Annotated in this window: 11 protein-coding genes; all 11 read left to right on the forward strand. The window is 44.2% G+C overall.

Translation table 11 applies throughout. From position 1 onward, the window contains the following. Nucleotides 1–48: 48 nt before the first annotated feature. The 11 genes from L1D37_RS01430 (at nucleotide 49) to ggt (ending at nucleotide 16,553) form a co-directional block, all read left to right on the forward strand. A complete protein-coding gene (locus L1D37_RS01430; protein ID WP_116870123.1) occupies nucleotides 49–411 on the forward strand; it encodes a hypothetical protein in 363 nt (120 codons plus the stop codon). 3 nt (nucleotides 412–414) lie between these two features. Beyond that, nucleotides 415–1,764 (forward strand): HlyD family type I secretion periplasmic adaptor subunit, encoded by a 1,350-nt coding sequence (locus tag L1D37_RS01435; protein ID WP_239846612.1) that lies wholly within the window; start codon nucleotides 415–417, stop codon nucleotides 1,762–1,764. Nucleotides 1,765–1,767: 3 nt separating this feature from the next. Then, nucleotides 1,768–3,999 (forward strand): response regulator, encoded by a 2,232-nt coding sequence (locus L1D37_RS01440; RefSeq protein WP_239846613.1) that lies wholly within the window; start codon nucleotides 1,768–1,770, stop codon nucleotides 3,997–3,999. Then, entirely contained in the window at nucleotides 3,974–5,398 is a 1,425-nt protein-coding gene (locus L1D37_RS01445; RefSeq protein ID WP_239846614.1) for a TolC family protein, read from the forward strand. The genes L1D37_RS01440 and L1D37_RS01445 overlap by 26 nt, the downstream gene beginning before the upstream one ends. Next, a complete protein-coding gene (locus L1D37_RS01450) occupies nucleotides 5,388–6,974 on the forward strand; it encodes an ABC transporter transmembrane domain-containing protein (protein ID WP_104210895.1) in 1,587 nt (528 codons plus the stop codon). The genes L1D37_RS01445 and L1D37_RS01450 overlap by 11 nt, the downstream gene beginning before the upstream one ends. Beyond that, a complete protein-coding gene (locus L1D37_RS01455) occupies nucleotides 6,971–9,109 on the forward strand; it encodes an ATP-binding cassette domain-containing protein (protein WP_239846615.1) in 2,139 nt (712 codons plus the stop codon). The genes L1D37_RS01450 and L1D37_RS01455 overlap by 4 nt, the downstream gene beginning before the upstream one ends. A 109-nt stretch (nucleotides 9,110–9,218) precedes the next feature. After that, nucleotides 9,219–9,593, forward strand: coding sequence for a hypothetical protein (locus L1D37_RS01460; RefSeq protein WP_176679772.1), 375 nt, complete (start codon nucleotides 9,219–9,221; stop codon nucleotides 9,591–9,593). A gap of 214 nt (nucleotides 9,594–9,807) precedes the next feature. Further along, nucleotides 9,808–13,011: a response regulator gene (locus L1D37_RS01465; RefSeq protein ID WP_239846616.1), complete on the forward strand. Its 3,204-nt coding sequence runs from the start codon at nucleotides 9,808–9,810 to the stop codon at nucleotides 13,009–13,011. A gap of 9 nt (nucleotides 13,012–13,020) precedes the next feature. Continuing rightward, entirely contained in the window at nucleotides 13,021–13,497 is a 477-nt protein-coding gene (locus tag L1D37_RS01470; protein ID WP_239846617.1) for a hypothetical protein, read from the forward strand. A 1-nt stretch (nucleotide 13,498) separates the two neighbouring features. Then, a complete protein-coding gene (locus tag L1D37_RS01475; protein ID WP_239846618.1) occupies nucleotides 13,499–14,566 on the forward strand; it encodes a sulfate ABC transporter permease in 1,068 nt (355 codons plus the stop codon). Nucleotides 14,567–14,822: 256 nt separating this feature from the next. Further along, nucleotides 14,823–16,553, forward strand: coding sequence for a gamma-glutamyltransferase (gene ggt / locus L1D37_RS01480; RefSeq protein ID WP_239846619.1), 1,731 nt, complete (start codon nucleotides 14,823–14,825; stop codon nucleotides 16,551–16,553). Nucleotides 16,554–16,616: the final 63 nt, after the last annotated feature.

Consider the following 16,616-nt stretch of genomic DNA (forward strand, 5'->3'; position numbering starts at 1 on the left):
TCTTTAAAGATCCTTAGTTATTGTGATTAAAGCAATTAAGGCAGTGGAATGATGATAGACATGACGAATTTGTTGCGTTCAATCGACAACAACCACAAAGGGCTGCAATTGCTATTAGGCGACTTTTATAAGGACTTTTCAGACGCTGCAATCAACATAGAGACGCTTCATAAGGGTAATCGTTTTGACGAGCTCAACAACTACTCAAAAAAACTGAAGACCATCTTAACCTTGCTGTGTGACCAAGACCTACCGCCCAAAATGGCCAAATTGGAACATTTAAGTAAACACGAGTTTCCTGCTCCAGAAGAGCTTTTAGAGGATGTAAAAACTGAACTACAAAACGTCAATCGACAAATCAATCACCTGTTGGATATTAAAGAGGTGGTTGATGAGAAGTCATCGAGGTAGGTCATGAGCAATAACCAAATAGAGCATCACCTCAGAAAAGCACTCGTATCCAATAACGAGGCGTCTAAGGTCACAGCGGATGACACTATCGTACTTGCGAGTGCCATGACGAGCGTTCATAAAACCTTGCTCATCATATTCCTACTTGCTTTGGTTGCTATCGCCGTGGCGTCACAGGCACGCATCGATATTGTGGTTTCTGTGCGTGGTGAATTACTACTGGAGTCTGACGTAGAGAAAGTTCAACACTTAGAAGGTGGCATTTTAGAAGAGTTATTGGTGAGAAAAGGTGAAGTGGTATACGAAGGCCAACCTATCGCGCGAATCCGCTCACTCGACCGTAATACTCAGCTCGATACCGTGAACACGGAGATCGTTCAGCTTGAGCTCGACAAGATTCGTTATGAAAGTTTGCGCGACATGCTGGAACCCAATTTCGCCACTTTCATTGAACAGTATCCAGAACAAGTGCAGACCAACATGAACACATGGCGACAAGAGTTCTCTAAGAACCGCTCAAACGAGGAGCTCATCACTCACGATATTAAGCACAAGAATTCCCTCATCAGTTCTATGCTGAAACGCCGCAAAAGTTCAGAAAATCAGCTGTCCCTGATTCGTAAACAACTCAACATCAAAAACACCCTCTATAAAGAAGAAATGGCCTCTTACGTCGACGTTCTCAATATGAAAGTACAAGAATCCAATATGGTTCGTGAGATTGAAAACCTTGATGAGTCAGTGATGAATGAACGCTTTCAGCTAGATAAGTTAGAAAAGCAACATCGAGATTTGGTTGAGAATCGTAACTCTGAATATCAAGCGCAAATCATTCAAGCGAATAAAGATCTTAAGCTAAAACGAATCCTACAACCGCAGCATTCTGACAAGGTTGACCGCCTGATCGTCTACTCACCAGTGGATGGTGTGGTCGACAAACTGCACTTCAACTTCCGCTCTGCGGTAATACCACCAGGCGAGAGTATCGCTGATATTGCACCAATCAATAATTCCTTACACGGTGAAGCGAAGATCCCACGTAAAGACATGGGCTTTGTTGAAATTGGCCAAGCGGTGAAAGTAAAAATGGATACTTATAACTTCGCAAAATACGGATTTGTCGAGGGAACCATCGCCTCAATCAGCCGTTCGTCTTATGAAGAAGAAGATGCCGAGTTCTATTTAGCAGAGATTGAAATTGACCAAAACTTTCTTGAGCGAGGAGGCACTCAATACAAGTTATCACCTTATATGGAGTTTACTGCCGACGTGAAAACGGGCTCACGCCGTGTGATCGAATACGCAGCGAAACCTGTGATGTCAGCCATCGAAGATGCGTTCGATGAGAGGTAATCAATGAGCGGAAAACCTTCTTACAATATTTCCGTACCTGCTTTGCGACTCAGCATCTTGTTTACCGTCGTACTGGCCGCTCTCGCTTTCTATCTATACTTTTCTTGGTCGAAAGTAGATTCTGTTGCACAAGTGCAAAGCGCCCCACTTCTCATACAAGCTCAAGAACTCAACCAAACCATAGAGCTTGATATCCAAACCTTGCAGCATTGCTTAAAAGCGAACAACTGCAGCAGCAATGAGTTGAACCTATCAACGCTGAAAAGTGAAATCGACGAGTTTCGATCATTGGCGTCATTAAACAAAACCGAGTTCAGTCTGGTTGGCGCAACCGAATACACACAACTTGAACTAGCGATAAATCGCTTTTCTGACAGCGCTAAAACACGCAACGACGTACTCGATTTATACCTGTCACTGACTAACAACTACCTGCAAATGGACGACAACTACCGCACCATGTTTAACAACCATGCCAGCGACCTGATGTCTGAGAAAAACGAGTTCTTTGTCTGGTTGTTTATGGTGGTCGTAATACTAACTGTGATTGCAGTTCTGTCGAACTTAGTGGCCATATTGAAACTAAAGAAATCCAGCTCCAATGAGCGCGAAATCGACTATGAATTCGATGCTTTGTATCAAGAGTTGAAACAGCTCGATTTACAAAGACTTGAAGAACTTCTCAATGAAGTGAGTATCAATCCAAAACAGCGCCAGATCTACTCTCACCTCAAGCTGATCTTCAGTAAATTGGAAGACCAAAAACGCAATAACGATCTCTATAAACAACTATACGCACTGATTGGCTACGAGATTCGCGGTATCACCAACACCATCAACGGCGGTGTTCAGTACCTAGTTCAAGAGACCGACGAAAGCGGTGTGTTAATGGCGAAGGACATTACCTCGGCTTCTAATACCCTATCGGAACTTGCAGAAAACTATAACCGTCTGATTTCTCAGGGAACGGAAAGCAAATCGAAAGAGTTCTCGTTGCTCAGCGTCTTATCAGAATTGATGATTCACATTAGCGCTAAAGTTCAGCGAAATGAAGGCGAACTCGACTGTTTTATCTCTGATAATTTACCGAACCGTGTTGCAGGCCAATCCACCAGCCTATTCTGGATTTTGTTTCTGCAGCTTTCGAATGCTATTCAACTCAAGTCGAATAAGAAGCTATTTGTCACGATTGAATCAGGTGCAGCTTCAGATATGGAAAACACCCGTGTCACCATCAACCTCAACTTCTTATCAACACTGGATGTCTCTGTTGCCAAGCTCAATAAACTTCACTGGAGCACACATAAAGATCACACGGCTAACACAGACGATTTAGCGAAAAGCGTTTTGAAAGATTACGGCTATTACGAAAGCCATTGGTTCCAATCGGGAGCGCAGGAACGCTTTCAGATTGAGCTCGACCTAAAAGCCAAGAACTTCCACACAGAGAAAACACGCTTCGATGGCAAGCGATTACTGCTGTGCGCGAATACTCAAGTTCGTATCGATGTAATGAAGAAAATGCTCAGCAATTTGGGGCTGGATATCACTGAAATTCGCACCGCTAATGAGCTGTTCTCAGCCGCGAAAACATTTGGTGAATACGATGCAATCATGCTGACCGATACCTTTGAACCCAACAAGTTGCCTTCACTCAGCAAGACGGTCAAGTCCCAGCTTAAGAATCACCCTAATACCAAGTTGTTGCTGTCGGTGACTAATACGCAGCAAGCGCAAGAGTGCCATAGCTTCGTCGATAAGATCATTAACTCCCCTGCGATTCCTTATGAGTTTATTCCAAACCTACTCACGATTATGGAAGCGGAAGCATCAGAAGAGCAGATGGAGAACAGTTCGTTCCTAATCGTAGAAGATGATCGAGTTCAACAAATCTTACTCAAACGAATTTTGACCAAACAAGAGTACGAACCAGACACAGTCGGTGACGGTGCTGATGCCGTGAAGCACTTCATGAATCAACGTTCTGACATCATCTTCATGGACTGCATCATGCCGGGTATGGGTGGTATTGAGGCAACAAAACGGATTCGCCAGTTTGAACAAGAAAACGAGAAAAACCCTTGTACCATCATAGGTGCAACCGCATTGACCAGCAGTAACGAACACCAGGCTTGTATAGAAGCCGGAATGGATTACGTGATCAGCAAACCTTATAAAAGCGACGAAATCATCAAGGTGATCAACAAGTATGTGGCGGTACAGAAACTTAACTAGCAGCATCATCGCTGCGCTTACATTAAGCACGACACCTTCAGCATCGGCGACTACCCTGCTTGAGGCGGTAGAACTCGGTCTGCAGAACAGCCTCTCCCTTCGCGCGAGTGATAAAGGAGTTGAAGAAAACGAATACAACATTGGTATCAGCCGATCTAAGTTTCTTCCCTCTCTCAATGGTGCTGCCGATACCACATGGAATGAAAATGAAACCTTGCTATCAAGTGTGCCTGATGAAACTTCAAGCTATAACTCGAACAGCTACAGCCTTTCTCTTTCCCAATCGATCTTCAATCTCGGCGATATTTTTAAATATGGGACGGCAAAACTCGACTTCAATATTGAAGAGATTAAACACGAGAACAAAATCCAAAGCACTATTTCAGAAATCGGATCTCAATACTTTGAGTATTTGAAAAACAACGCACAAATCAAAGCGACCAAGGTAGAGCTTAAGTCGTCTGAGACACGTGAGCATCAGATGCGACGCAATGTGGAGCTCGGCAATACAGCCGCCAGTGAGCTTTACGAAGTTATCGCTCAAAAAGAAGGTGTATCGAATCGATTGAGAACCTTACAGAAAGACCGCCGTGTCATTCTCAACGGGCTATCGATTCAGATTCAATACCCTATCACTCCGTCGCAAGATATTTACGAAAGTGTGCCTCTTAAAGAGATAAACGAAACCGAACAACGCTCAATCATGGATCAAGCGTTAAAGCTCAACAACGACTTACTAGTAGCCAAGAAAAACGTCGAGAGAAGCCGACGAAGCTTGAAAGAGAGCGGTTCGAACTTCTTACCTACCGTGTCGCTTTCCGCCAGTTATCGTCATGATGACGCCAATAACTACGACAAAACCGACATCACGGCGACAGGTGAGAGTAACTCAACAAGTGTTGGCTTAAACCTAGCGGTGCCGATCTTGTCCGGTGGCTCTGATTACTACGGTTATCAAAAATCATCAACCGCCATCGAGCGTACCGAACTGCTTTACCAAGACTCCCTTTATACAACACGTAACAGCGTGAATACCGCTGTGCTCAACATTAATGATTTCTCGCAATCTATCAGCAGTTACGAAAACATCATTCGCGCCAACTATGCGTCTTACAAAGGGATTCAAAGGGCTTACCAGCTAGGAACGCGTACCATCACCGATCTACTTGCCGCGGAAAGTAAATTGTTCAGCGCGTTAAGAGACTACGAAAGCGCACGATACGACTACATCATAGAGACCATTAAGCTTGAACAAACAAAAGGCGTACTCTCGATTAAATCTATCGAAAGCATCATGCAATTAATGAGTGATATCGAAGGTCGCGACAATCAAGAACTCGTGCCTAAACACCTTCTTTCAACGGATTCATTGAAGAAAGGAGGCCGTAATGCAAACTGAGCAGTTTTCTCAAAAGATCAATATGGCAGATAAGTGTTATCTGACTTTCTCTACAATAATTTCTACTTTGTTTGGCTTGGTGTTGCCCTTCTCTATTCTGATCATTTTTGACCGAGTATTACCCAACCAAGCACAAGACACCTTGTTCTTATTGTTCGCGATTATCTTGATTTCTATCTTCCTCGACTACCATCTGAAAAACCAGGAAGAGAAGATATCTTCTGTCATCATGAGGCAGTTTGAAACCAACCTAACCAACAAGGTATTCCAATCTATTTGTTTAGCGGAAATCTCTAAATTCCGTCGTTTAGAACCGGGCGAATACCTAGAACGAATCTCAACCATTCCTGAGTTGAAAACCTTCTTTGGTGGCGAATCGGTTCGAGCGCTGATCAACCTGGCTGTCAGTGTGATTACCATCCTCATTATTGGCCTAATCAACATATGGGCTGGTGTGACACTTCTGATTGCCTCTCTGATCTTAGCCATTTTCGCGTGGAGCCTTTCTAAACAGAAGATAGGTAGCTTACAAAATAAGTCAGATATCGAAGGCTTAACCACATCCAAAATCATTGAGATCATTTCTAGTCCGCTGGATATCAAAGCTCGAAACATGGAATACCGCGTTGAAAGCTTAATGACTCAAATGGTTGAAGAGCGTGAAGTAGAGAACATCAAATATGAGCAGATTGAATCGAACTTCGGCCTAATATTAGCGTTGATTCAACAGCTTTCTATTGCTTGTGTGGTTGTCGTTTTGGCGACGGCCGTAATCAATATGGAATCTAGCCAAGGCATCATGGCTGCGATCATCATGCTGACCAACCGTTACTTCGCACCCTACCAACAAGTAATGCGTACCGCGAGCCGATGGGAGCTAAACAAGCTCCACATACAACGTATCGCCGAACTTCTTGAACTGGCAGCGTCTGTTGAGCACCAGCATGAGACAACAGAGGTTGAACGGATTTCTGTTAAGTACTCGGAAAAGCAGCGTATCGAGTTCGAACTCGGCCAAGCTTATTTGCTGACAGGGAAAAGTGGTTCAGGTAAGACCCACCTTGCCAACTGCATTACAAGGCAGAACAGTGATAGCAAGCTGGACATCATGATTAACGACACGCCTCTCGATGATGTTAACTATAACGTTTGGCGTAACAGTGTGCTGATGGTCGATAAAACAAGTTCGTTCGTCGAAGGAACCATTATTGATAACCTAACCTGTTTCCGCCCAAGCTTGAACAATACTGCTTTTGCCTTATGTGAAACCATGAATATCAAGGCTCAAATTGATGGGTTGCCTGCAGGTTTCTATACCGAACTCAAAGGTCACATGCGTAACCCATTCTCACGTCAAGTTGGCTACGCGCTGTTATTAGTACGTGCTCTGCTCGCAAGTAAACGTGTATTGATATTCGATGACATTGATTGCGTCTTTGATGAAGAGTTTGCACGTGTTGTTCTCACCAGTACCGCCTATCGTGCCAACGATAAGATCTTAATCATCGCCAGTAACAAGATGGATAAACTTAACCACCGCCTCAAACGTGTCAAACTTACGGGAGGTGACCAATGAGTATCCTAGTTGACTTCAACAACGTGCCACAGCGTGTCTTAGATTTCGAAGCGAGCGGATATGATGAACGCTACAGTCAATCGCCTCTAATCCGCGGTTTGGCTTACACCTTGATAGCACTGGAATGGGAAGGTACGCCCGCTATACTCAGTGACGCTTTCATTCCGAAACCAAAAGACGGTGACAGTTTCACAGCAACCATCGAACGCCTTGGATACCGTTGTGACGTAACCAAATTAAAAACACTCGAAAACATCGATAAGCACCCTCACCCATGCTTTATCGAGATAGAAAACCTCAGTGCTATCTTCTTGGGTACCAAAGACGGAAAACTGCTTCTGTTTGATTACACGAACAACAACACCATTGAATATCCAATGTGTAAGAAGCCCTGCTTGTTGATTGCGATCAGCGAATATTCTCGTTTGTTCCGCGAACCACCGCCGGAGTCGCAAGACAGAAGTAACTGGATTAAATACGCTTTCTACCGCTACAACAATGAATTGAAGAGTCTGATTATTCTCAGTTTCGTAATCAGCATCTTAGGTGCGTTGCAGCCATTCTTCATCATGAGTGTCTATAACTTCGCACTGACTTCGAGCTCTCAAGCCACGCTCTATTGGCTCACCTTATTTGCCGTGATTGTCGGCTTCTCGGAATACTTCTTCAAGAAGATGCGAGTCAACATCATAGCCACTTCGGGTAAAGATCTCGCGGTACACATATCTCAAGCCGTAATATCGAAACTGCTTTGGCTGCCCTACGCAATGACCTCAACTGCAGGGGTTTCATCTCAGTTGGCTCGTTTGAAAGATATCGATACCTTTCGACGCTTAGTGACCGCAGAATCGACCCTTAGTTATTTTGATATGCCGTTTGTGATTGTCTTCATTATTGCAATTGCTCTGATGTCTGGTACCGCAGCACTTGTGGTGATGGGCGGCTTAATCTTGATGTTGGTGTTCTGTGTCTACTCTCGTTATATCTACTCACAAGCCACATCCAAAAGCTCACGCGCCAACGCTATGGTCTCTTACCAATGGAATGAAATCCTCCGTGGTATCAAGACCATTCAAGGCTTGCCGCTACTACGTGTCGTACAATCTCGATTTAGCGCGTCACACTCACAAAGTACTAGCGATGCCGAGAACGTTGCCGTTACCAACAGTAAAATTCAGGCTGCGGGCGGCAGTTTAATTCAGGTAATTGGTACGGCAAGTATCGTGACTGCCGTCATTGGCGTAATGGAAGGCACCTCAGATGCAGGTGCCATGCTCGCGACCGTTATTCTGGTTTGGAAAGCATTAGGCCCAATTATGGGCATCTATAATTCAATTTCTAAGTTTCAATCCATCAAGGCTTCATCCGCACAGATAAACAACTTGATGTCGATGAACGACGATAAGCTGACCTTAGAGAAAAGCCCACCGATTCGCCTATTCCAAGGCAGCATTGTGGGAAGTGGTGTCAGCCATCGTTACACAGGCGCAGCAACCGGATTAACCAATCTTGGTTTCAAGATACCGCCAAGTGCAAAAGTGGTGATTTGTGGCCCAACTGGCTGCGGAAAAACCACGCTCATATCGATCATCGCTGGTTTAGAAGACCGTTATCAGGGTGCTGTGTCTGTTGATGGCTATAACATCAAACAGTTCAACAGTTATCGCTATCGAACTTCAATTAACTACATCCCTTTCAATCTGCACATTTTTGAAGGCTCTTTGGAGACCAATTTCATTCTGCACAATGGGTTAATCCCTACTGAAAAGATGCAAGAGATGGTGAGCTTCTTCGAGTTAGATGAATGGCTACCAGATGGCTTGGCAACTCAATTAAGTGTCGACAAATGCAAAGGTCTTCCCAATGGCATTCAGCAAAAGCTGCGTTTGGCGCTTGGCTTAGGTAACTGTGAGCAATCTCTGATAATCATTGATGAACCCTTCAACGGGGCTGAAAATGAAAACGCACAGTACTTCAACCGTTTGTTCAGCGATAAGTTGCTGAATAAGACCGTCATTTTTTCGACCAATGATCCCGGTTTGATCGCAACTTCTAACATGAGTTTGGTTCTCGAACCTGATGGGAATTTGAAATATTTTGGCTTAACAGACAAATACTTAAACAGTTTAAGTTAAACACGACAACGCTTATTCACAAATTACTCGTTAGATAAATGGATGTAATTGACAAAAACATAAGTGAGAGAGATGATTCGACCTAGAATCACCGATAACAAGGAAGCAAATGTACACATTCGTTGCAGACAAGCTTGATGTAGCCTACTTATCCGCAATTCCTGAAAACCACCAACTTCAGGAGTGCGATGTACCTGAAGAAGAGATCGAACTCCGAGAGATCGTTGAGGTTTGGTATGAGTGTGCCTTCCTACCCGCTTTCAATCTTCAAAAAATCGATATCGAGAACAAAGCAGAACTGACCGTTGTGCAAATGCATGTATTAAGCAATGACACGAGTACACTCGCCTTTTTGCTCAAAAACAGAGTATACCGCGCGGCATTGAATAGAATGCTTGGTGTTTGGACGTTAGAACCTTCTGCGAAAACCGTGTTAGAACAACTTCTGTTTGAATTAAGTCTCGATAAAAAACGCCCCCATTAGCGCGTCTTTTAAGTTATTCATCAATAAGCATAAAAAACAAACCGACTATCAATCGCTATAATTTGCTACAAAGAGAACCTATTTCAAAATAAGCTCTGGAATCACAAGAACTTATACCCCTCCCACACTTCCACTAAATTTACAGTTTCAAAGTTTCCATATCGGCATTTTTATTCTACTGTTTTTATATAAAAACAGTTGGATGGATCCTTATATGGCGATTACGGTCTGGAATAACCTTTCAGTCAAACATAAACTCTTTGGCTTAGTTCTACTTCCCATTTCACTACTGCTCTTCCTTGCTGGCAGACAAGCTTATATCTTAACGACCCAGTTAACCGATTTTGAACGAACCAATCAGTTATCTGTGTATCTGCAAGATATTTCTGTCTTGTATCGGAGTACTCTGGCTTCAAGCCCTGAAGAATTCGCAACGCAAAGCAGTCGGGTAAAGGCAGAGTTAAAAACGCTGTCACCCATCATTTTTTTAGACGCTTCTGATGATATGAATCAACTGGTGGCAGACTTCAGTGAAGCGACCCTATCCACGATGGAAGCAACTGACACTTACGATAAATTGGACGCCCTTGAATGGCAGAGTGATTTATACAAGCAGCTGTTACTTGAGATAGAAAAAGTCCCATTCGAAAATACCAAGCGTGAAATTCAACAACACCTCACCGCATTACAACAACTCGAATGGTTGATGTTCTGGTCAAACGAAGAGTTCAAACTGGGTACCTCACTGATTGAGATATTCCAAACTAGCCAAGAATACGACCCAGAACTTGCTGAACAGATCGAAACCTTGAGTGAAAGACAACAACTGTTCCTTGAACGCTTTGTATCGTTGAATGCCAACGAACACCAAGTATCACTGATGGTTGAGGTATTTAGAAACGATGTGTTTGCTCAGAGCCAAGAGATCAGAAACGCACTACTTGATCTCAACGCTATTAGCCAACTGACGCCTCAAGAGGTTTCTATTGGATTAGAAGCGATGAGTGCTCGACTCAGCTTATTACAAAGCCTCGGTAATGTTATCAAACAAGAGTTCCAACAAGAGGTTGAGCAAGCGATCTCAGACGCACAAGTACAACGAACACTGTTTATCTCCATCGTTGCCCTACTCGCCACCATTGTTATGGGGTTAACTCTAAGCTTGGCAAGACAAGTCACCAACAACCTAGGCTTGGTACTTAAGTTCCTGAAAAGTGAAAACGATGAAAAACGCCCTTCTTTAGACAAGCTGATTCAGGGTAAAGACGAACTCAGCCTATTTGCTCAACAAGTCGAACGCCTAACCATTGAAAGAGAACACGCAAAGGAAAGGTTAACGCTTGCTAAAGAAGATGCAGAGCGCGCCAAAGAAGACGCGGAAGAAGCGAAAGACCACGCGATACAAGCCAGTAAGGCCAAAAGTAGCTTCTTGGCTAATATGTCACACGAAATTCGTACCCCATTGAACGGGGTTATCGGTATTTCAGAAATCCTGTCAGATACTCCACTTACCCCAACACAACGCGATTACGTCGATACCATTGAGACCTCATCTCAACTGCTACTCAGCCTTATTAACGACATTTTGGACTTCTCTAAGATTGAATCTGGCATGTTGTTGATCAGCCCACATTCAGCGTCGATTCGAGAATCCATTTACGACATCGCTTCGATTGTTGCGCCTAAAGCCAAAGAGCAGAAAATATCAGTCAACGTCGATATCAGCCCTGATACCCCTGCTCGTGTGATGATCGATGACCACCGCTTAAGACAGATCTTGATGAACTTTATGTCGAATGCAGTGAAGTTCACGGCCGAAGGTGGTGTAACGCTATCAATCAAGACTCTCGAACAGTCTGACGACAATGTCACCATTCGATTTGCAGTGCGCGATACCGGTATTGGTATCGACAAACAGCAACAGAAACAGATATTCGAACCGTTCGCTCAGGAAGATGATTCAACGACCAGACAATTCGGTGGTACCGGCCTTGGTCTTGCTATCAGTACTCAGCTTGTTGAACTTATGGGTGGCCAGATTCAACTCGATTCAGTCAAAGGTGAAGGCAGTTGCTTCTACTTCGACCTAGCGCTCCCTGTTGATTTACCACTTCCAAAACCGAGCACCGCAACGGCGAACATCTACATTCTGGGTAACGAGAACACGCTTTCTGAACGTATAGAAAGCGACCTTAACCTGTATGGTTTGAAAGTCACTCAACAAACGAACAGTGCAGACTCCATCAATGATCAAATCTCAGAAAAAAAACACGACAAACCAATCACGGTCATTTTTGCTGAAGACGATTCATTCCAAGCGAGTGACCATTCAGACAGTCTAGATAAGCTCCACAAAAGTGGCGCGACGATTTGTTTAATTCGCTCGTTCCTAAGTGACCCCGCCGATATTGGCCACTGCATTACAGCTCAAGTATCACAGCCCCTACTCGGTTTACGCTTGATAAAAGCAATTGAACTGTGTGATACACAAGGCTTAGCTGAGCTGTCAGAAGCCAACCAACAAACTACGACCATTCAACATAAAATTCTTATCGTAGAAGACAACAAGATCAACCAGAAGATTGCTGGGCTTCATGTTGGAAAAAGTGGCTTCGAGTTTGAGTTTGCGAATAACGGCCAAGAAGCCGTGGACATGTTTACCGCGAACCCTCATTACGCCGCGATTCTTATGGACTGCATGATGCCCGTTATGGATGGCTTTGAAGCAACAGGTAACATTCGCCGAGTTGAAAAAGCAACCAATGCCACGCGCCGTATCCCTATCATCGCCCTCACAGCCAGTGTGATTGATGACGATATTCAAAAGTGTTTCGACGTGGGTATGGACGACTACGTGCCAAAACCATTCAAGTTCGAGATGTTGAAAGAGAAAGTGCTTGCAGCTGTAGAAGCGATGCCACTGCCAGCTACGCATACTGCGCCAGCAGCATCAACAAGCTCAACGGTTACCCCTATTCATAGCGCACAAGCAGCCAAGCAAACACTACCAGAGCAAGCTGAGCTTAACGTCGTGCCGAGCAAGTCTGAGAAGATCCTTTTGGTTGAAGACAATCGCGTAAACCAGAAAGTTGCTTCAGTCATGCTCAAAAAGGCCGGCTACGCCTTCGAGATTGCGGACAACGGCCAAATAGCCGTTGATATGTATCAGAATGACAGCAGCTTCGACATTATTTTAATGGACTGCATGATGCCGGTGATGGATGGCTTCACCGCCACTAAGGAGATTCGAGAACACGAGAAAAACCTAGGCTTAAGCAAGACTCCTATTATCGCGTTAACCGCCAGTGTTATCGATGATGATATTCAAAAGTGCTTTGATTCCGGAATGGATGGTTACGTAGCGAAGCCCGTAAGAAAAGAAAAACTATTCCACCAAATAGAAAGTGCGACTTGTTAGGAGAAACCAATGGATTGGATCAAAACAATTAAAACACTCTCGAGCAGAGCGCTGTTACCAACAGTGATAGGGTTGTTAGGAAGCTTGCTTCTTCTCAGCCCCGCTCATGCTGCAGAAGATTACGCCATATTCTCTTTAGACTCAGGGTTTGAAGAGATATCAATCAACAAAGCGAGAAAGCTATATCGAGGTAAAACCAAACGTCTCAACGGCAAGCGTGTAGAACTCTCTGATTGGCCTGAAAACAGCGCCGAAAGAGAGGCATTTTATCAGCTTCTACTTGGGAAGAACGCCGCTCAAATGAACGCACACTGGGCTGGTTTATCTTTTTCAGGAAAAGCTCGTTATCCAAGAGAAATCAAAACGGCTTCAACCGACAGTTTAGTCGACTGGCTAGACGACAAACCAAACCGTATTGGTTACTCCCCACTCTCTTCGGTTCCTCAAAATGCCAACGTTCTCTACGTTGTAAGTTCGGAGAAATAATATGAAAAAAATAATTACGTCAGTGCTATGTGCTTCGATTGCCTCTCCGGCCTTTGCCATTATTGAACTTACCGATAACCTATCCTTAAGTGGTTTTGGTTCAACATCTTGGGCAACGTCAGATAACGACAACCCTTTAGTCATCAATCGCGGCTTTACCGATGAGAACTGCTACGACTGTGATACCACGTTTGGTGTTCAACTCGACTACTTCTACAACTCATTTAAAGCGTCGGTACAAGTTGTTAAAGCACCCCAGTTTGATTGGAGTGATCCACAGTTAGAATGGGCTTATCTCGGCTATGAGTTTAATGACTTCGATGTGAGTGTTGGTCGATTAAGACTTCCGCTGTTTCTTGCCTCTGAGTACTACTATGTCGGCCAAGCCTACATGACAGCAAGGCCGCCTACAGAGGTGTATAACGCTGTATTGGGTATTACCGCTTTCAACGGCATCAAAGTGAGTTGGACTCACGATGTAAGTGACGAAGCGACGTTATTGCTTACTCCGTTTTTCGGAATAAAAGACAACAATGAAGTCGATTTTAATTCAAGCACAGAGCTAGAGTTTGAAACCAATCGAATGTTCGGTGCCAACCTTCAGTTGAGTGGAGAAAATTATCGTTGGAACTTATCCTTCCTCGATTCAAACTTCGATCAAACAGTGAAAATTAAAGGGATTCCTCCTCTACCAAAGGAAGATAACCAACATATCCAACTTTGGTCGTTAGGCGCTGAGTACGAATTTGGTCAAGCAATACTGGCCAGTGAAGGTCAAATCAGTGATTTCTCCTCTTCAATGTACGCAAGTTTGGGTTACAGACTCAATTTGTTTACTCCATACGTGGTTTACGGCGCAGAGTTTGACTCTAATGAACATCTAACAGGTAATAGCTATTTGATTGGTGTTGATTACGACGTGTTACCTAACGTGTCCATCAATGGTGAGGTGCAGTACTTTGAAGCTCGTAAGACAAACGGTGCCTTTGTTGAAGATTTTAACGTTCAGACAGGCTTTGATGATAAGGACGCAGTTCTCTACACCATCATGCTGAGTTTCGTTTTCTAACCTAAATTAGAATGCCTTTATTAAAAACAAAGCCCAAGATAGTCGCTCTACCTTGGGCTTTTTATCGCTGTGAATTTTCAGTCCACCCTATTGAAACATAAACTGTAACTATCGTTTCAACAGTGAGTATTGAGGTGATTTTATTCCAATGTCAGAGCCGTCAGCATTGTGTCAAAAGGCTGCAAACCCGAGAACTTCACCGCCTCAATTCGGTCAATCTTAGAGCGAATAAACAGATACCTTAAACGGAGAACGCATGCGAATAGCTACTTTATCTTTAAGCTTAGTTTCAGCGGTCGGTTTCGCGGCCGAACCAAATCCTTTTCCAATTACGCCAGACGAAAGTGGCGAGAAGTTTATGGTAAGTGCGACAAACCCATACGTAAGCAGCACTGGGTATTCGATACTCAAGCTAGGTGGTAACGCCATTGATGCGATGGTTGCAATGCAAATGACCATGTCCGTTGTCGAACCGGATATGACGGGGATTGGTGGCGGCACTTTCGCGCTGTTTTATCAACAAGACAAAGACCAATTTCTCGCACTCGATGGACGCGATGAAGCGCCCTCTAGCGCGACTCCAGACATGTTTATGGAAGATGGTAAAGCTCTCAGTCGAAATGAGATTTTAGGACCACGATCTATCGCGGTACCGGGGACGCTTCGTTTGCTTTATAGCGCACATCAAGAATATGGAAAGCTGCCTTGGTCTGAGTTAGTTCAACCAGCGATTGAACTGGCGAGCAAAGGCTATGCGATGAACAGCTACACCTACGACATTGTGGTTCGTGAGCAAACTCGTTTGATTGAAGATCCAGAAATCAAAGCACTCTATTGGGATAACGATGAAATCAAACCAACAGGCACTTTAATGACCAATCCGAAGCTTGCCGACACATTGAACAATATTGCTCAACAAGGTGACAAATACCTTTATGGTGGCGAGTTTGGTAAACACATCGTTGAAACAGTCAACAGCCGTATCGATTCAGACCACGCTAAACTCTCCATTGAAGATTTTGAGCAATACCAAATGAAACAGCGTGATGTCATAGAGAGCGGTTACCGCGGAAACAAGATTGTGTCATTTGGCTACCCTGCCTCTGGTGGTGTGATGGTGGCTCAAAGCCTGGAAATGCTTGAAGCCTATGACTTAGCAGATATGTCCAAAACCGATGTGGAGCCGTGGCGATTAATGACCGAAGCGATGCGAATTGCAAAAGCCGATCGTATCGCTTATGCAGGCGACCCAGATTATGTTGAAGCACCAGAGAGCGCCCTACTCGACAAGTCTTACATTGATAAACGTCGTCAGCTGATCCCAGAAAATGGTATTGCTCAGACTAACCCGAAAGCCGGTAAGCTTTCCGATACCGACTACGCACAATATCAAGGCTTTGAAAGTCAGGATACCGGACACATCTCCATCATAGATAAAGATGGAAATGCAATTGCTATGACTAGCACAGTCGGAACGGGTATGGGATCTGGAGTGATGGTCGATGGTGTGATTCTTAATGCTCAAATGGCAAACTTCTCAACCAAACCAACCATTAACGGCAAACCGACTCAAAACGCCATCGAAGCTGGTAAGCGCCCTCGTTCCGCGATCACACCGTTAATGGTGATGGACAAAAAAGACGACCTGCGCTTAGTCGTTGGCTCTCCAGGTAGTTCGCAAATCCCAGGTTACGTACTGAAAACCGTGGTTGGTGTTCTCGATTGGGATCTGTCTGCTCAAGAAGCGATTGATCTGCCAAACATTCAATATGGCACCAAGATAGACCGAACTAAACCTTATGATCCAACAGGCTTGCTGGTTGAAAAGAAAACCTATGCAGAAATGTTGGTTCCGGAGTTCATGCAGCTTGGTTATCCAGTGCATGTCATTCCGGTGGTGAGTGGCTTGAACGCAATTGAAGTCAAAGATGGCAAGATCTACGGTGCAACAGATCGTCGTCGTGCATCCAGTTCAATGGGCGAATAATTGATTTTAAGGGTGAGCGGTTAAGCTCACCCATTTTGAAGCCTCTGGCTTGTGTCTTGTTCT

This window comes from Vibrio sp. Isolate33 (assembly GCF_022397895.1).
Taxonomy (GTDB): Bacteria; Pseudomonadota; Gammaproteobacteria; order Enterobacterales; family Vibrionaceae; genus Vibrio; species Vibrio pomeroyi.